At 29.2% G+C, this 18,580-nt stretch carries 17 protein-coding genes; 13 read left to right on the forward strand and 4 right to left on the reverse strand.

The features are described 5' to 3' along the window. The first annotated feature begins 2 nt into the window (after positions 1 to 2). The 6 genes from JOD41_RS03825 (at position 3) to JOD41_RS03850 (ending at position 5,807) form a co-directional block, all read left to right on the forward strand. On the forward strand, positions 3 to 293 hold the full coding sequence (locus JOD41_RS03825; RefSeq protein WP_205051649.1) for a cyclic-di-AMP receptor: 291 nt from the start codon (positions 3 to 5) through the stop codon (positions 291 to 293). Then, positions 293 to 1,231 carry a DNA polymerase III subunit gene (locus JOD41_RS03830; RefSeq protein ID WP_205051650.1) on the forward strand — a complete coding sequence of 313 codons (939 nt, stop codon included), beginning with the start codon at positions 293 to 295 and terminating at the stop codon, positions 1,229 to 1,231. Before JOD41_RS03825 ends, JOD41_RS03830 begins: the two co-directional genes overlap by 1 nt. Beyond that, positions 1,228 to 2,121, forward strand: a complete 894-nt coding sequence (locus tag JOD41_RS03835; protein WP_156702767.1) for a PSP1 domain-containing protein — start codon at positions 1,228 to 1,230, stop codon at positions 2,119 to 2,121. The genes JOD41_RS03830 and JOD41_RS03835 overlap by 4 nt, the downstream gene beginning before the upstream one ends. 132 nt (positions 2,122 to 2,253) lie before the next feature. Beyond that, on the forward strand, positions 2,254 to 4,251 hold the full coding sequence (locus JOD41_RS03840; protein WP_239540990.1) for an alpha/beta hydrolase family protein: 1,998 nt from the start codon (positions 2,254 to 2,256) through the stop codon (positions 4,249 to 4,251). A 98-nt stretch (positions 4,252 to 4,349) separates the two neighbouring features. Then, a complete protein-coding gene (locus JOD41_RS03845; protein WP_205051652.1) occupies positions 4,350 to 4,832 on the forward strand; it encodes a ferritin in 483 nt (160 codons plus the stop codon). Between the two features lie 117 nt (positions 4,833 to 4,949). Further along, on the forward strand, positions 4,950 to 5,807 hold the full coding sequence (locus JOD41_RS03850; protein ID WP_205051653.1) for a MerR family transcriptional regulator: 858 nt from the start codon (positions 4,950 to 4,952) through the stop codon (positions 5,805 to 5,807). 48 nt (positions 5,808 to 5,855) lie between these two features. On the opposite strand, the gene JOD41_RS03855 is transcribed toward JOD41_RS03850, so the two are convergent. After that, a complete protein-coding gene (locus JOD41_RS03855) occupies positions 5,856 to 6,758 on the reverse strand; it encodes a DUF2207 family protein (protein WP_205051654.1) in 903 nt (300 codons plus the stop codon). A 68-nt stretch (positions 6,759 to 6,826) separates the two neighbouring features. On the opposite strand from JOD41_RS03855, the gene trxB reads away from it, so the two are divergent. Continuing rightward, entirely contained in the window at positions 6,827 to 7,780 is a 954-nt protein-coding gene (gene trxB, locus JOD41_RS03860) for a thioredoxin-disulfide reductase (RefSeq protein ID WP_205051655.1), read from the forward strand. A 56-nt stretch (positions 7,781 to 7,836) separates the two neighbouring features. Here the strand turns inward: trxB and JOD41_RS03865 are convergent, their stop codons facing one another. After that, positions 7,837 to 9,192, reverse strand: a complete 1,356-nt coding sequence (locus JOD41_RS03865) for an MATE family efflux transporter (RefSeq protein WP_205051656.1) — start codon at positions 9,190 to 9,192, stop codon at positions 7,837 to 7,839. A 187-nt stretch (positions 9,193 to 9,379) separates the two neighbouring features. On the opposite strand from JOD41_RS03865, the gene hydE reads away from it, so the two are divergent. After that, positions 9,380 to 10,429, forward strand: a complete 1,050-nt coding sequence (gene hydE, locus JOD41_RS03870; RefSeq protein ID WP_205051657.1) for a [FeFe] hydrogenase H-cluster radical SAM maturase HydE — start codon at positions 9,380 to 9,382, stop codon at positions 10,427 to 10,429. Positions 10,430 to 10,435: 6 nt separating this feature from the next. Next, positions 10,436 to 11,611, forward strand: a complete 1,176-nt coding sequence (gene hydF, locus JOD41_RS03875; RefSeq protein WP_205051658.1) for a [FeFe] hydrogenase H-cluster maturation GTPase HydF — start codon at positions 10,436 to 10,438, stop codon at positions 11,609 to 11,611. Positions 11,612 to 11,662: 51 nt separating this feature from the next. Here hydF and JOD41_RS03880 read toward each other — a convergent pair whose 3' ends face one another. Both JOD41_RS03880 and JOD41_RS03885 read right to left on the reverse strand, forming a co-directional pair. Beyond that, entirely contained in the window at positions 11,663 to 12,745 is a 1,083-nt protein-coding gene (locus JOD41_RS03880) for a M24 family metallopeptidase (protein WP_205051659.1), read from the reverse strand. 93 nt (positions 12,746 to 12,838) lie between these two features. Further along, the gene (locus JOD41_RS03885) at positions 12,839 to 13,534 is read right to left on the reverse strand and encodes an endolytic transglycosylase MltG (protein ID WP_239540993.1); all 696 of its coding nucleotides are present in this window, start codon (positions 13,532 to 13,534) and stop codon (positions 12,839 to 12,841) included. Between the two features lie 73 nt (positions 13,535 to 13,607). Between JOD41_RS03885 and JOD41_RS03890 the strand changes: the two genes are divergently transcribed. From JOD41_RS03890 to JOD41_RS03905, 4 genes are read left to right on the forward strand one after another with little or no spacing between them, the layout of a single operon-like run. Then, positions 13,608 to 14,600 carry an RluA family pseudouridine synthase gene (locus tag JOD41_RS03890; RefSeq protein ID WP_205051660.1) on the forward strand — a complete coding sequence of 331 codons (993 nt, stop codon included), beginning with the start codon at positions 13,608 to 13,610 and terminating at the stop codon, positions 14,598 to 14,600. Next, positions 14,581 to 17,175 carry a PD-(D/E)XK nuclease family protein gene (locus JOD41_RS03895; protein WP_205051661.1) on the forward strand — a complete coding sequence of 865 codons (2,595 nt, stop codon included), beginning with the start codon at positions 14,581 to 14,583 and terminating at the stop codon, positions 17,173 to 17,175. Before JOD41_RS03890 ends, JOD41_RS03895 begins: the two co-directional genes overlap by 20 nt. Further along, positions 17,176 to 17,721 (forward strand): 5-formyltetrahydrofolate cyclo-ligase, encoded by a 546-nt coding sequence (locus JOD41_RS03900; protein ID WP_205051662.1) that lies wholly within the window; start codon positions 17,176 to 17,178, stop codon positions 17,719 to 17,721. It begins immediately after the preceding gene. Next, positions 17,718 to 18,407 (forward strand): CPBP family glutamic-type intramembrane protease, encoded by a 690-nt coding sequence (locus tag JOD41_RS03905; protein ID WP_205051663.1) that lies wholly within the window; start codon positions 17,718 to 17,720, stop codon positions 18,405 to 18,407. Before JOD41_RS03900 ends, JOD41_RS03905 begins: the two co-directional genes overlap by 4 nt. The last annotated feature ends 173 nt before the right edge of the window (positions 18,408 to 18,580 follow it).

Here is an 18,580-nt window from a genome sequence, read left to right on the forward strand (position 1 = left end):
TTATGAATACGAAAATGATGATAGCAATAGTGCAAGAAAAATACACAGATGACATAATTGATAGATTTTTAGACGAAGATATTTATGTTACAAGACTTTCTTCCACTGGAGGTTTTTTTAAATCAGGTAATACTACACTTTTATTAGGATGTGAAGAAAGTGATCTTGATAAAATCTATTCTATATTTAAGGAACTAACTGAACCAGAAGATATTCACATAGATGAAGGTGACTTTAAAGTTTCTGGAGCAACAATTTTTGTTGTGGACTTAGAAGAGTCTAAGAGAATTTAATGTTTTTAGAAAATAATGAAATAATAAATAGCTTGGAAAAAGATTTAGTAAATAAGTCTTACAGCCACGCTTATCTTTTTTGTGGTCCAAAGGGAATAGGAAAATTTTCTCACGCAAAAAATTTTGCGAGAGCTATTTTAAAAGAAGATAGTGAATCTATTAGATTTTTTAGTGGAATAGATGATTATGAGGATGCTGATCTTTTTATTGTAAAAAGTGAGGGCAATATAAAAAAAGAAGAAATTGAAGAAATTATTGAAAATTCTTTTTCTAAACCCTATACTGGAAGCCATAAAATTGTAATTATTGACGACTTCGACAAGGTAACAGTAGAAGGACAAAATGCACTTTTAAAAACTTTGGAAGAGCCAATGGATTATTTGATTTTAATTTTAATTTCAAACACCATGAAAAAAATTCTTCCGACAATTATTTCTAGGTGCAGGGTTTTAAAATTTTCTGATGTTACAGTAAAAAGAATAGAAAATTTTTTAAAAAAAGCAAATATTACAGAAAAAAATGCAAGACTTTTTTCTCGCCTTTCCAATGGAAATGTTAGTCTTGCCCTTAAATATTCTGAAGATCCAGAACTTTTGTCAAAAAGAGAGGACCTAATAAAGGTTCTTGATAAAATTATTAGAAATACTGAATTTATTTTTGACGAGCATAAATTTTTTAAAGATAATCGTGAGGATTTTCCTGAGATATTAAATTTTATGCTAACTTGGTATTTGGATTTAGTTTATGTAAAAAGTGGAAGAGAAGAAAAAATTGTAAATATTGATAAAATAGATTTATTAAAACTAGAGGATGTAAATATAGAAAGAGCTATAAAATCCTATGATGCAATTATAAATGCCCTTATTAGATGGGAAAAAAATATAAATTTTGACTTAAATGTGGAGACACTTTTAATGGAATTAGGGGGAATTAGATGATAGAAATAGCTGGAATCAGATTTAAAAGAACTGGCAAAATCTATTATTTTGATCCCATTGATATAGATTTAAAAATTGGAGATTATGTAATAGTTGAAACTGTTCGTGGACTTGAGTTTGGTGCAGTTGAGCTTTTAAAAGATATAGATGAAGAAAGTATAAAGGGAGAATTAAAACCTGTTATACGTTTAGCAAGCCAAGAAGATAAAAATATCAATGTGGAAAATAGGAATAAGGCCAAGGAAGCAATTATAATTTGTGAACAAAAAGTAGAAGAGCATGGTCTTGATATGAAATTAATCTCATGCGAGTACACTTTTGACCGCTCAAAATTATTATTTTACTTCACAGCTGATGGTAGAGTTGACTTTAGAGAATTAGTAAGAGATCTTGCCTCAATTTTTAAAACAAGAATTGAGCTAAGACAAATTGGAGTAAGAGACCAAGCTAAATTTGTTGGAGGACTTGGTTGTTGTGGCAGACCAACTTGTTGTTCAACTTTTTTAAGTGAATTTTCTCCTGTGTCAATAAAAATGGCAAAGGATCAAAATTTAAGTTTAAATCCTACAAAAATTTCAGGGATTTGTGGTAGACTTATGTGCTGCCTAAAGTATGAACAAGATGGCTACGAATGTATAAACAAAAAAATGCCTAGAGCTGGCGAAATTGTAAAAACAAAAAGAGGTAAGGCAACAGTAGTATCAACTTATACAATACAAGAACTTGTAAAGGTTATGTATGAGGTTGAAGATGAAAAAGAAACTGTTTATCTTGAACTTGATGAGATTAAGAGAACTCGTGAATTTAACAAAACTTTTATAAATGAATCAAAATCACTTAATGTAGAAGAGTACGACGAAAGTGAACTTGTAGAATTAGAGAGGGATTAGGGATAAGTTTTTTCTTATCCCCTTATTATGAGAATAAATAATTTTTTAATAAAAATATCAAATAAAATAAATAATTTTTTCAAAAAACACTTTGGGAGAGCTAGTGGATTTGCTTTTATAATTGTGGCGATAATGTCTTTATTTTCTGCCACATTTTTTTATTACTACATAGAAGATTTTAAGGTGCCTAAAGCTCTTTCTCTTACAATTTTTGCGGTACTATTTTTTATTTTTTATCTTATAGTATGCTTTTTACTTAAATTTATTTTTCTACTTTTAAAGAGAATTAGGACAAAAAATCTCGCAGTTTATGGGCTTTTAATTTATGGAATAAAATATTTTTATGAGGAGTGTCTATATTATGTTGATATAGATTATTTTGAAGTAATTTTTATTGGGATAGCTTTTATCGTCATAGTCGCCTTTGCAAAATCCTTAATTTCTTTTGCAAAGAATAAAAAGAAAAAGGCACTTATATTTTTACTTCCAAGCACGTTTATTATTGGAGCTTCTATTTATTTTATGTTATTTCCTGGATTTAATAGCGGAGAAATCTATGATCTAGCAGGTGAAAAAAATAAAATTGCCACAAAAGCAGAAAAATATGAAGTTGAAGTAATTGATTATGAAGGAAGACCTGTAGATTTATCTGATTTTGTAGGATATAGTGGTAGGATAAAAAAAGTAAGAGACAAATATTTTGGCAAGACTTTAAAGGAAACAGAAGTTAAGGGAAGAATTTATGCTCCAAAAAATTTACAAAAAGCGCCAGTTTTATTTGTCCTTCATGGAAATCACAGATTCACTACAAAAAATTATTTGGGCTATGATTATTTAGGACACTATTTAGCCAAGAGAGGAATTGCCCTTGTATCTGTTGATGAAAATATGCTAAATGGATTTTTTAAATTTGGTCTTTCCAATGAAAATGACGCCAGAGCAGTTCTACTTCTAGAAAATATAAAAAATATTTTTTCGAGAAATAAAATTAAAGATAGCGTCCTTTATAACAAATTCGACTCAGAAAATATAGCCCTACTTGGCCATTCTCGTGGTGGAGAAGCAGCAGCTATAGCCTATAATTTCAATGAACTAAATCTTCATCCTGACGATGGAAATATTTATCACGCCTATAATTTTAATATAAAGGCAGTTATAACAGTTTCTCCAACTTACGATCAATACGAACCATCAGATAAGAGTATAATTTTAAAGGATGTAGACTATCTTACAATAGCTGGCAGTAATGACGCCGACGTAGACGGTTTTGAAGGTATGCTTCTTTATGACAATGTAATATTTTCTGGTAAGAAAGATAATTTTAAAGCAGCTCTTTACTTTGGATATGGAAATCATGGCAACTTCAATTCACTTTGGGGCGATTATGATTTAGATCCAGCAGAGGGATTTTTCTTAAACAGAAAAGAACTATTAAAGGGCGACGATCAAAGAGAAATTTTATCAATTTATAGCCTTAACTTTTTGGAAAATGCCTTTGGAAAAACTTATAACAGAGAAATTTTTAGGGAAGGACCAAATAAATATAATGACCTTCCAAAGACAAATTACTACAACAGATATATGGACTCAAGTTTTTATAAAATTGCAAATTTTGAAGAAGATTACGACTTAAATACAAGCTCAATAGAAGGCGGAATTATAAATTTTTATGACTTAAATCAAATTTATGAAGATAGTCATGATTATGGAGAAAGTGATTCCAAAACTACTGCAGTTTTTATGGAGGCAAAAAAAGGTTCAAATTATGGCTTGAGATTTACAGAAAAAATTCCAAGGGGAAAATTTTTACAATTTGACATGGAAAATTTAAATTATGAAGAAAATTCAGATAAAATTAGTGTAGAAATTCAAGACACTTGGGGAAATTCATCTTCACTAAATTTATCAAAATATAAAATTTTAAGTCCAATTACAAAATCCTTTATCTACAAAACTGACTATTTAACAGGTGATTATGTAAAGAGATTTATGCCACAGACAGTTTTAATTCCACTAGAAGATTTTAAAAATAAAAATAGTGAAATAAATTTAGATGAAATAAATAAAATTGAGTTTAAATTTATGGGTAATTCAAAAATTTCAATAGATAATTTAGGAATTTCTAATTAAATGTTTTAAATAAAAAAATGAGGGTAACATAGTAATATGAGTATTATAGCTTGAGGCTAAATAGTATAAAATAAATTAAATTGCGGAGGTTTATTATTATGGAAAGTAAATTATTAAAGGGATTAAATGAACAATATAATTTTGAAGTAGCATCTGGATACATTTATTATTCAATGGCCAATTATGTAAAAGATAAAGGAATGGATGGATTTGCTCACTTCTTTAATAAACAAGCAGAAGAAGAATTTGCTCACGCAGAAAAGTTAAGACAATTCTTATTTGAAATAGATGTAAGACCAGAACTTGAAGGAATTGAAAAACCAGAAGTTGAATTTGGAACATTCACAGAAACTTTTAAGACAGCTTATGAACATGAACAAGAAGTTACAAGAAGAATTAATAAACTAGTGGATCTTTCAGTTGAAGAAAATGATCACAGAGTAACTTCACTTCTACAATGGTATGTTGACGAACAAGTTGAAGAAGAAGATAATTTCAGAGGAATTATCGAAAGACTTGAAAGAATCAACGAAAGCTGGGCAGGTCTTTATATCTACGATGCTGAACTTGGCAGAAGATAAGATAAATAATATATTTTAAAATAATTTAAAGAAGATACCCTTTGTGGGTATCTTTTTTTATAAATTTTATTGACTTGAACCCAAGGGGCAGGCTTAGACTATAAGTGGAGGTGGATTATGAAAAGAAATGAAGTTGAAAAAATTACTGGACTTAGACGAAAGGCAATTTTGTATTATGAAGAGAAAAAGTTGATATCTCCAGCCATAGAGGAAAATAATTATAGGGATTATTCAGAGGAAGACCTAAATAGGCTTATAAAAATTTCCCTTTACAGAAGACTTGGGCTAAATGTTTCTGAAATAAAAAATATTTTAGATACAAATAAAAATGAAACCGGGAAAATATTAAGAGATAGGGATTATAAAGTTGAACTAGAAAAAGTCAAAAAGGATTTGCTAGAAAGAATAATTATGGGCGATGATTTAAAAGAAATCACTGATGAATTAAATTCTTTGGAAAAGGAAGAGAGTATTTATGAGAAACTTACAAGAATTTTTCCAGGATATTTTGGTCAAGCTTTTTTTATGGCTTATAAACCCTTTTTAAAAGAAAAGTTAAAAGAAGATGAAGAGAAAGCCTTTAATGATTATATAAATTTTTTGGACCATCTTCCTGAAATTGATTTTACAGAAGAAGAAAAAAATTATATAGAAAATTTGACTAGAGATTTTAATAATGAAGATTTGGAAAAAATAAACAGTGAAAAAATTAAGGCGGCTTATAATATAGAGGACTGGCTAAGGGAAAACAAAGATAATGTAAAGGCTTATGAAGAATTTTTGGAAAGTGAAGCCTATGAAAATAGCATCTTAAAGAAAGTTAGGGATAAGATAAGAAAATATATGATTGAAAATAATTATTATGAAGAAGGGATTCCCTTGATTAGAAAAATTAGTCCTTCATATAATAGTTATTACAAAAATCTCTTGAACAGTAATAAGATTTTTTTAGAAAATAAGAGTGATATTAAATAGTTTATAATTATAAAAGAGTTGTGATTTTTCACAACTCTTTTTTTAATTTTAATTTCTAACTAATAAGTGATCGCCAACTAGGGATTTTTTAAAAATTGTATAAAATTCGCTGTCAAAAAATATTTGATAATCTTTATTTATTTTATTTTCAAAAATTAATTTTTCATAAAGTGCTTTTAAATTTTCAATTTTTAATCCAAAGGCAAGAGCAAGGAGAAAATCATCAGATTTTGAGACCTTACATTTACATAAATCTTCTTCAACTTTTTCTAGTTCCTTAAATTTTTTGTTTCCCAAAGCTGTCATTTTTGAAAAACTGCTTATTAAGCTTGCATAAAAAACTAGGGATAGAATTATGCTAATAACTCCAAAAAATTTTTCATTATATACACTTATTACTCCTATGAAAAATAGTAGGGAGAAGATTACAAAGGAAATTAAAATTTTAAAAGTCTTTTTTTCTTTTGTTAAAAGTTTTTTTAAAACCATGTCATCTTCAAGAAAATATATAAATTCGTTAAATTTTTTGTTGTAATTATCTGGTTCTGTCCTTCTTAATCTATCTAAAGTTCTAGTTGAAATTTTATCCTCTTCAAAGGAAAAAAGTATTTGGAAAAGTTTTTTTTCGGCAGGATCAAGGGCATCAAAATTTAAGTTTTTTAATTCGTAGGATATTTTTTCTTCTCCACTTTTACTTTTATAAAAATTTTTTTCTATTTCTAAATTTCCGTCGCCATAAACTTTTAAAATCATTGCGATAATTGTGTTGTATATAAAATTTGGTCCCTTATATAGGTAACTTTTTTCGTAGAATTTTAAATCTATATCACTTTCTAGACTAGAGTCATTTTTTTTACGTAAAAGAAAGTAACTCATTAATAGAGATAATAATATAAATAATATATTTATTATAAAAAAGTATGTACTTGATAAGTTAATTTTAAAATCCATTTAATCACCTCTATATATTATATACAAAAAAATAATTTTGGGTATAATAAATATATTGGAGGGATAGGATGTACGATATTATAATAATAGGCGGAGGTCCAGCAGGTTTAACTGCAGGTCTTTATGCTGCTAGAAGTAAAAAGAAAACTTTAATTATAGAAAAGGGAATTGAAGGCGGACAAATTGCTGAAACTACCCAAGTTGAAAATTATCCAGGAATTGATACTATTGATGGAGTTGAACTTGGAAAGAGAATGGCTGACCAAGCGAAAAAGTTTGGCGCAAAAATTGTTATGGACGAGGTTGAGGATCTTGAACTTGAAGGTCAAGTAAAAAAAATTAAGGGTCATGTTGATTCTTATGAAGCTAAGGCTGTAATCATTGCAACAGGAGCTTCTCCAAGAGAAATTGGTGCACCTGGAGAAAAAGAATATAAGGGTCGTGGCGTAAGTTATTGCTCTACTTGTGATGCTGCTTTTTACGAAGATGAAACTGTATATGTTGTTGGCGGCGGCGACTCAGCTGTTCAAGAGGCAATTTTTATTACAAACTTTGCAAAAAAAGTTTACATCATTCACAGAAGAGATGAACTTAGAGCTTCAAAAGTTCTTCAAGAAAAAGCCTTTAATAACGATAAAATTGATTTTATTTGGAATACAACTGTAAAGGAAATTAAGGGCGACAAAATTGTAAATGAAATGATTTTGCATGATACAAAAACTGGAGAAGACAGATCAATTAAATCTGATGATCCTTTTGGAATTTTTGTATTCATTGGTTATATTCCTATGACAGAAATGTTTAAGGATAAAGTGGAGTTAACAGATGATGGATACATCAAAACTGACGAAGAAATGAGGACAAATGTGCCAGGAGTTTTTGCTGCCGGAGACATTAGAAAGAAAAGTGTTCGCCAAGTTGTAAACGCTGCTGGTGACGGTGCAGTTGCTGCCATGAATGCACAAAAATATATTGACGAAGAAGAAGGAAATCTTTACGAAGGTTTTAAGGAGAATAAATAAAAATTTACAAAAAGAAAACATTGCTTGATCTTATTCAAACAATGTTTTTTTATTTTTTAAACTTCTTTTGTCCAGTCTGCCTTTATTGTGTATCCTATCATTAAGATGGCTCCAATAGTCCAGGAGATTGGATAGAGAAGATAGACATTTTCTATGGTGTTATAATGTGGGATTACAAATTTTGCTGCCAGAATCCTAAATACGCAAAGGGATAAAATCATTATTAGCATTGGTGGAACTGTCCTTCCTGTGCCTCTCACTGTGCCTGCAAGGGAGTGCATAATGGCAAGTAAAAAGTAGAAGGGACAGAAAAATTTCGTGGCGAGAACGCCTGCTGCTATTACGTCTGGTTCCTTTGTGAAAAGCGCTATAACCTTGGGTGCAAAGTTATAAAGCATGGTGCCAGAAATTATTGTGTATATTATTGTCATAAAAAGAGTAGTCCACATTCCTTTTTTGACCCTATCGATTTTTCCTGCGCCATAGTTTTGTCCTGCGAAAGTGGTTATAGCAAGGCTTAAACTTAGGACTGGCAAGATGTTAAAGCCGTCGATTTTTATAAAGGCACCAAAGCCTGCCATAGGCATTGCACCAAAAACATTTACGCTAGACTGCATTATTACATTGGATAGGGATATTACTGTGCCTTGAATTGCTGTAGGTATGCCAACTTTGATTATGCGAATAGACATATCCTTATGAATTTTTATTTTCTTTAAGCTAACTTTATAAATTTCAGGAACCCTAAGTAAAAATAAGAGGGCAAGTAGGGCTGAAATAAATTGGCTGATGTTTGTAGCTATGGCTGCACCTCTTACGCCCATGCCAAGATATTTTATAAAAATAAAATCCAGGACAACATTTGTAAAGGATGCTATAGAAAGATACAAAAGGGACCTCTTGGAATTTCCCACAGCATTTAAAATGCCTGCCTCCATATTGTAGATGACATTAAAAATTAGTCCTAGAGAAAAAACTCTAAGGTATTCTATAGACTCAGGCATGACTTCAATTGGAGTCTGCATCTTTTCCAAAAGCCATGGGGCAAAGACATAGCCCATGATAGAAATCACAAGTCCTAGTACAAGGGCAAGAGCCATAGAAGTGTGGATGGAGACTCTAACATCTTTTCTCGCATTTGATCCTAAAGATTGGGCAACTATTATGCCAGAACCAACAGCTATACCTTGAGCAAAGGATATAAGTAAGTTTATTAGTGCTGTGCTTGATCCAACTGCTGCCAAGGCACTACTTCCCACAAAATTCCCAACTATCATTGAGTCAATGGTGTTATAGGTTTGTTGAAGAAGATTTCCTAGTATGAGGGGAATGGAGAAGATGAGAATTGTCTTCCAAATACTTCCACTTGTCATTAAATTTTTTTCGAGATTAGATATTTCTTTATCCTTCAATTTAATCATTCCATTATATTTAAAATTTATTTTTCTAAAAAATTTTATCACGAATAAATAATATTGTACTTTAAAAGTAAAAAAATTACAAAATTCTATAAATTCAAAAGGCTTTTCTCTATCACTTGATAATTAATTTATAAGTATTATAATAGATTGTGAACTTTTTAACTAAGATTGGATATGTATGAATAAAATTAAAGATATTTGTGAAAAATTTTATAAAAGTAAAAAAATTTCCTTTGAAGATTTTAAATTCTTAATGGACTTAAATGAAAAAGATGCTGAAGAACTTTATTCTTTTGCGAGAAAATTGGCTGTAAAAAATTTTGGCAAGGAAATTTATATAAGAGGTCTAATTGAGATTAGCACTTATTGTAAAAATAATTGTTATTACTGTGGACTTAGAAATGCAAATAAAAATGCCAAGAGGGTAAGACTTTCTAAAGATGAAATTTTAGAACTAGCAGAACATTCTGTAAATCTTGGAATTAAGACAATTGTTATGCAAGGTGGAGAAGATGATTTTTATTATTTAGAATATTTAAAAGAAATTTTAAGGGAAATAAAAGAAAAATTTAAGGATGTTGCCATTACTCTTTCTCTTGGAGAGAGAGATTTTAAGGATTTTGAAGTCCTAAAAAATATTGGAGCAGATAGGTATCTCTTGCGTCACGAAACTTTTTCTAAAAGTCATTATGAAAGGCTTCATCCATCTTCAATGAGCTTTGAAAATAGAATTAACTCAATTTATAAATTGAAGGAATTGGGTTTTCAAACTGGCTGTGGAATGATGATTGGATCTCCCTTCCAAAATATGAGAAATTTATATGATGACTTAAATTTCATTTTAAAGCTTAAACCTCAAATGGTTGGCATAGGTCCCTTTATACCTCAACATGATACTCCCTTTAGAGATTTTGAGAGGGGAAAGTTAGAAGACGTTTTAAAAATTTTATCAATCGTAAGAATTGCAGACGAAAAATTACTTTTACCTGCCACAACTGCCCTAGGAAGCATTGACGATTTTGGACGAGAAAAGGGAATTCTTGCAGGTGCAAATGTCCTTATGCCCAATGTTGGTGCAGAAAAACTAAGGAAAAATTATAAATTATATGACAATAAAATTGGAACGCAAGTTGAAAACTCTGACGATTTTAAGGGTTTAGAGGAAAAGTTAAATAAGATTTTTTATAAAATTTCTTCTGAAAGAGGAGACTATAATAAAGAAAGGTAGATTTTAATGGAGCTTAATAAGACAAATTCTGGAAATAGAATTCACATTGGATTTTTTGGAAAAGTAAATGCAGGAAAGAGTTCTATTATTAATGCCTTTGCAAAACGTGATATATCCATTGTGTCTGATAAAAAAGGAACTACAACAGACCCAGTTTATAAGTCAATGGAAATAAAATCCTTAGGACCTTGCCTTTTAATGGACACGCCAGGAATAACAGATGATACTGAACTTGGAGAAAAAAGATTAAAGAGAACTGAAGAAGTAATTTTAAAAACAGATATTGCAGTTGTAGTTGTATCTGACAGAGATACATCAAGTGAAAAAGAATTGATAAAAAAATTTAAGGAGACTCCAGTTCTTGTTCTAATAAATAAAATAGACGAGTTATCTAAAGAGGATATAAAAAAAATTAGAGATGATTTTTCTGCCTTTAAAGTTGTGGAAGTTTCTGCAATAAAAAATCAAGGCTTTGATATTTTTTTAGAAGAGCTTTTAAAATTTAAACCAAAAAAAGAGGAAAAACTTTTTGATGGTTTAGTTGAAAAGAAAGATTTAGTTTTGCTTGTCATTCCTCAAGATATTGCCGCTCCAAAAAATAGATTGATTTTGCCACAAGTGCAAGCAATACGTGAGCTTTTAGATAAAAATGCAATGGTCATGATGGTAAAGCTAGAGGAACTGTCAGATATCCTTTTAATTTTAAATAAAAAGCCGAATTTAATTGTTGCCGACTCCTCAGTTTTTTTAGAGGTTTATGAAAAAAAACCAGCTGATGTTAAACTCACTTCCTTTTCTGTTTTATTTGCCAAGTTAAAGGGCGATATTGATGAATACATGAGGGGAGTAGAAGCGCTTAAAAAATTAAATGAAAATTCAAAAATTTTAATTGCTGAATGTTGCACTCATGCTCCAGCAGAAGAAGATATTGGAAGAATAAAAATTCCTAATATGATTAGAAAAAAAGTAGGGGAAAATTTAAAAGTTGATGTTAATAGTGGGTCAGCCTTCCCAGAAAATATTTCTGACTACGATCTTATTATTCAATGTGGCGGCTGTATGTTAAATTCAAAAAATATAAAAAATAGAATAAATACTGCCCAAGAAAAAAGTATCCCAATTACAAATTATGGCATTGTCATAGCCTATTTCAAAGGGATACTTGATAAAATTGATTTTTAAAATTTGCTGTGGAGACACAGCTTTTTTTTATTGTATTTTTATTGCGAATTTTTAAGCTTGGACTATTTTTAAATCCTTTGACACCTTATTTAGAACTTCGCAACCATCTTCTGTTATTAATACAAGATCTTCTATACGAACGCCAATACCTTCGTCTAAAAGATAAATTCCTGGTTCAACTGAAAAAATTTGTCCAACTTCAATTTCACTGTCATTAACTGAAGAAACATCGCCTGCTTCATGACATTCAAGTCCAATAGAGTGGCCAGTTCTGTGAGTGAAATATTTTCCGTAACCCTTTTCTTCAATGTAAGATCTTGCAGCCTTATCAACATCAGACATCTTATTGCCAGGTTTTGCTGCTGCAATGCCACGAAGATTAGCTTCCTTTACGATTTCGTAAATTTCTCTTGCTCTTTCACTTGCTTCGCCAATAAAAACTGTACGAGTCATGTCTGATGCATAATTTTTATACATTCCACCAATATCAAGAACAACACAATTGCCTAATTTTCCACAAGTGTCGTCTGTAGAATGATGAGGATCTGCAGCTGATCTTCCATAAGCTGTAATAGGTTCAAAGGAAACTTCTTCAACACCGTGAGCCTTGTAAATTTCCTTTAATTTAGCACTTAGTTCTTTTTCGTTAAGTCCCTTTATAACCCAAGGTATAATTTCTTCCATAACTGCATCATTTATAGCAGAAGATTCACGCATTAAATTTTTTTCTTCTTCATCTTTAACACGTCTTACTGCGTCTACAATATCTGATCCGTTGATGTATTTTTTGTCAGGGAAAATTTCTTGAAGTCTAAGCAAAAATTTTGCAGGCCAAAATTTATCAATGCCAATGACTTCATCTTCCTTAATGTATTTTGAAAGTTTTTCAATGCCATCTTCCACATCGTTATACCAAATCAAGTCGGCAGCAATATCTTTATCTTGTGGAAAAAGTTCATTTATAAGAAGTTTTAAGTCGCCATCTTTATGAAGGTAAAGAGCAAGAGCTCTTTCGCCAGGTTCAATTTTTATATCCAATAGATAAAAAATTGCATAAGGATCACTGATTATCAAGTGAGCTAAATTATTTTCTTTCATTTTTTTAATAAGTCTATCAATTCTATTTTTGTGCATAATATATCCTCCATTCTTTTTTAAAATATATCACAAAATTTCCACAATATCCATTAAGTAAAATACAATAAAAAATCTGTGGTTTCCCACAGATTATTTTTGTGCAAGTGATTTAATTATGTTTGAAACTTTTGATGGCATAAGTATTTCATGACTGCCAGCTGCAAATTTTGTTACGCCAAGCTTATTACATTCATCTACAAAGGCTTGCGTTGACTTAATTGCACCATTTTCCATTAAAGTATTTGCTACATCAGCTGGACTTGCCCCTTCGCTAATATTTATGCTGTAACTTTCAAGACTTGTGTTAGAAACTATAGCAAGAACTTCTCTTACAGTAAGTTCTTTGCTAAGATCATAAGCTCCAGGAACAATTTTATTTCCAATTTGCATATCATCTACTAATGCATTGTAAGCATTTAAATCTTTTATTAAGCCCTCTGACATTAAAATTTCACCAAGACCTTGGGCGTTTGTGCCTTCTGGAATTGTAATTTTAGCTGTTGCTTTTTCTACTTCTTGATTTTCTTTCTCTTCTTTTTCGTCAACTACTACAATTGGCTTAACATATTTTTCTTCTTTAAGACCAGCTAAGACTAAAATTTCGTCTGTAGTTTTTCTAAATTCATCAACTATACCTATTTCAACTTTGCGACTTGAAATTGAATTTAGATAAAGAGAGTCAATTCTCCACTTGATTACAAAAACCAAAAATAGGAAAAATAAAATTGACAACAAAACTTGCAAAAATTTAATTAAAAAGAGCTTGCCTCTACTAAAATTTTTCAAAATAAACCTCTTTTCATCATGTTTTGATATAATTATAACAGCAAAGTTAAAAAATGAAAAGTTTGGAGATATTATGCGAGAAATTACTGTAAATAAAAACGACCATGGCAGAAGGCTTGATAGATTTCTTAAAATATATTTTGAAAAAGCACCACTGTCCTTTATATATAAAAATTTGAGAAAGAAAAATATCACTGTCAATGGAAAAAAGGCAAAACCCGAAGATATTATCAAAGAGGGAGATAAAATAAAATTATTTTTGGCAGAAGATACAATAAATAAATTTAAAAAGGAAATTAAAAAATCAAAAAATTCAAAACTACCTGATATTTTATATGAAGATGAGGATATAATTCTTGTAAAAAAACCTGTTAATATGCTGACACACAACGACAGCAAGTCCTATCAAGACAATGCCCTTGACAGAATGGTTGACTATTTAATTGCAAAAAAAGACTATAATCCAAGGCTTGAAAAATCCTTTAGACCTGCCTTTGTAAATAGGCTTGATAGAAATACTTCAGGAATTTTAATAGGGGCAAAAAATTTAAAAAGCCTACAAATTTTAAATGAAGCCATAAAAAATCGCGAGATAAAAAAATATTATGTGACAATTGTTGCTGGAAAGGTTAATAAAGATTTTGATGTCTTTATAAATTTAGTAAAAGGCAAAAATAATGTCATGAAAAAATCTGATGAAAATAAGGAAGGAAAAAGGTCAATAACAAAATTTCATCTCTTAAAAAATAAGGGCGACTACTCCCTTCTTTCTGTAAATTTAATAACTGGAAGAACCCACCAAATTAGGGCATCCTTAAAGGAAAAAAATCTATTTATAATTGGAGATAGAAAGTATGGATTAGAAAAGGTAAATAAAATTTTTAGAGAAAAGGGTCTTGACAGCCAATTTTTACACAATTATTTAATAACTTTTGAAAGTGATAAGCTTAAAAATTTAAAGGGGAAAAAATTTATTTATCTTCCAGGGAAAAAAATGACAAATATAGCAGAAGAAATTTTTGATGTAAATTTAGGTGATTTATTAAATGAAAAAAATAATTTTTAGAAATCCAAGAGAAGATTTAGATTTTAAAAATTTAAAGGGCGAGAATACTTTACTTATCTTGCCCTCACAAGCTTCAATAAATTTTTACATAAGAAATATGCTAAAAAAAGGAATAGACATTACCAAGACAAATTTTGATAGCTTTGACGGAATAGGTAAAAAAATTAGAAATAAAATGCCTGATCCAATTTTAAAGTACATAATTCTATCAAGGATTTTAAAGGAAAATTTTGAAAATATGGAAATTTTTCCAGAAACTGTAGATATAGTATTGGATTTTTTTGAGGATATTTGTGAAAACAATTTGGAAAGTAGGGACCTACTAGAGAATAATGGTGAGATTTTTAAGGCTCTTGGAGAGGCCTTTGAAATTTACAGAGATTATTTTTATAAGAAGGGGTATGACATTTACGGAAGACCAAAGGAATTTTCTGTGGAAAATATTTCCTATGATAGCATTATAATTTCTGGATTTTTGGAATTTAGACAAAAGGAAAAAGAAATTATTAAAAAACTCTCAAAAATTGATGACAAAAATATTTACATTGACCTGCCCTTTAATTTTATGGAGTCTGATTTAATTTTTTCAACAATAAAAAATTTAGAGGAAGATGGCTTTATTTTAGAGGACAGAGGATTTTTAGCTTATAAGGATTATTTAAAAAATAAGCCTATAAAAATTATTTCTTCTAAAAATGATTTTTATAATTTATTTTTCTCCCAGCTAAAAATTCTATTAAAGGATAAAAAAAATGAAGATATTGAAATTTTAACTGGATCAAAAAAGCTTGCAGAGAAAATAAAATCAAGAGAAAACTTTGAAGGCTTAGATTTTAATCTAGCTAAAAGCGAAAATTCTCTACTAAAAAGTGAATTTATTATTTTAATGGATTATTTTTTAAATAAAAATAAAGAGAACTCCTTAAAAAGACTTAGACTATCTTATTTTCCAATAGAGGTAGATGAAATTTCACTAGAAGTGGCTCTTATGGCCTATGATTTTAAGGAAATTTATGAAATAGACTTTTCAAAAATAAAAAGTCTTGAAATAAAATCAGACTCTGTAGAAAACTTTTTAAGGGGAGTGGACTTTTTAAAAAATGAAGAAATAAAAGAGAAGGCTGACTTAAATTATTATTTTGAGTTTTTTGAAAAATATTTAGCTTTTGCAAGAGAAAGAGTCCAAGAAAAAGTTAAAGAAAATCCTGAAAGCTTGGCATTAAGGGACCTAAGATTTATAGAAAAAATGGAAGAAAACTTTTTGAAAATGAAAAAACTTTCTTCAATTTATAAAGAAATTTCCCTATTTGAGTTTATACTTATTTGCAAAAAATATATTGAAAAATCAAAAGTAGATGATGTGCAAAATTTAGATGCAATAGAAATTGCAAATTATGCCTCCAATTATTATAGGGAATTTAAGGATCTCATTTTAATTGGTCTTGATCAGAACTTTGAAAAAAGTAGTAAAAATAATTTTATTTATTCAAGAGAATCTGAAGAAGATATGAAAAAAATCGGTCTTATAAAGGATAATTTTGAAAGGGACTATATTTATTTAATTTACGATTTAATTATGTCAGAGGAAATTTTTATTTTAATAGAGGATTATGAAAAGGGTCTTTCAAAACTTTTAAACAAATTGACTTACGATCTTGACTTAAAAATAGAAGAGCATGAAAAAATTTATTGGACTTCAAGAGTAGATCTTGACCATGAAAGCTTTAACTTAGATTACAATATGACTTCAGAGGATTTAAGTGGAGTTAATAAAAAAATTAGAGACAGAAATTATTCTGTTACAGATTTTGACATCTTAAAGGATTGTCCAAGGAGATTTCTCTTTGAGAGAGTTTATAAAATTGAAGAGTTGCAAAAAGAATATGAGGATAAATATTATATTAAGATGGGTGACAAATATCATCATATTTTGGAGAAGTATTTTAAAAGAGAAAGTGCTTTAAATATAGAAACTCTAAAGAAATTAATTCTTGAAGAAGAAAATCTAGGCGATTATGAAAATTTATCCTTCCTTGAAAAAATTTCTGTTATAAATAGCTTTAATACCTTGAAAAATTACATCGAAAAGGATTTGGAAGAGCAAAAAAAATATGGCTTCATGCCGGAATATTTTGAAGAAGGATTTTTAATGGATGTAAGGGGACTAAAAATAAAGGGTAGAATTGACAGGATTGATGCCTTAGGAGATAAAGAAATTTTAATTGACTACAAGAGGTCAAAGGGAAGAACAAAAAAGGAAATTGAAGATTTAAAATCTTTTCAAATGCCACTTTATGCTATAGCAAGAAGAAAAATGGGTAAGAAAATTGCAATGGCAAGTTATGGATCTATAAAAAAGGCAGAACTTGATACTGTTATAAAAAATTCTGATATTTTGCCAAAAGATGACAGTAAGAAATATTATTTTTCAGAGGAAGAATTAAGTGAACTGCTAAAAAAAGTTGAAGAAGAGATAATTTATATGACAAATAGCATTACTTCTGGAGACTATAATTCTACATGTAGCTGTGATAAGTGTGATTACAAAGAAATTTGTGAAAATAAGGAGATTTAAATGGATAAAAAAGAACTTAGAAAAAAATATACAAAAGTAAGAGCAGAAATTCAAAATAGAGATGAAAAAAATGAAAAAATTAGAGAAGAACTAAAAAATTTAGAAATTTATAAAAATGCAAAGTCTGTATTTATATTTATATCCTATAAAAGTGAAGTGGATACAAAAAAAATCATTAATATGATAATTGAAGATGGCAAAAAACTCTTGGTACCCCTTGTAAAAGGCAGTGAAATGATTGCCGTTGAAGTTAAGGGAATAGAGGACTTAGAAAAAAATAAAATGGGAATACTTGAACCAAAGTCTGGTGAAGAGGTAAAAGATGTGGATTTAACAATTACACCAGGACTTGCTTTTGATAAAGAAGGCTATAGACTTGGCTATGGCGGAGGATATTATGACAAATTTTTTGCCAAAGTTGATACCATAAAAATGGGCATTGGCTATTCAGATCAAATTGTAGAAAAAGTTATTCACGAAGATTATGACAAAAAACTAGACTATCTTTTGACAGATCAAGGCTTAGTAAAATTTGGTGCTAAATGAATAGAGATTACCCAAAAATAGAAGCAAAAACTTGGAAGTGGATTCTTGCGCTAATTTTAACTCTTGCTTCCTTTTATGGAGTTAGCCTTTTATTTTATGCCTTAAAAATAAACAATGAAATAATAATGGCAAGTGCTGTTAGTGCAATTTCTCTTCTATCACTTTTAACTATAGATAAAAAATTTATTAAGAAAATATTTTTACCTATAAGGGCCAAGGATGTACTTTATATAATTATTGGACTTGGTTTTTCCCTTATAGCAATTTTAATTTCATCAATTCTAGTGCAAAAACTTGGAATAGAGGGCAGTAACAATCCAATTTTTGATGTTTTGACAGAAGATAATTTCAAAAGCTTTTTCCTTTCAACATTGATTCAATTTATTGCTGAAGAGATTATTTTCATCATCCCTTTTCTATTTGTTATAAATAAGGTAAAAATTGAAAATAATATAATTAAGACAATACTTGCAATATTAATTTCATCAATAATTTTTGGGGCAATGCACCTTTCAACCTATGATTTTAATATTTTACAGGCAGTTTTAATAATTTCAATAATTAGAACTGGTTTAAGTATGTCCTATGTTATTTCGAAAAATTTAAGTGTAACTTATATTATTCACATAATTTACGATTGGACTTTAATCTTTATATATATTGCCGCAGGGCAAATGATAAAATAAATAAAGCCGCGACTTTTTAGTCGTGGTTTTTTTATAAGGTTACATTTTTTTTATTTTTAAGAAGACGATGAAAATGATTACATATTCTCACAGTAAAATAATTAATAGAATTTTTAATAGGAAAAATATAAATAAATAAATAAAAAAAATAAAAAAACTTTACTATTGTTTAC

The organism is Peptoniphilus gorbachii (assembly GCF_016908115.1).
GTDB classification, from domain to species: domain Bacteria; phylum Bacillota; class Clostridia; order Tissierellales; family Peptoniphilaceae; genus Peptoniphilus_A; species Peptoniphilus_A gorbachii.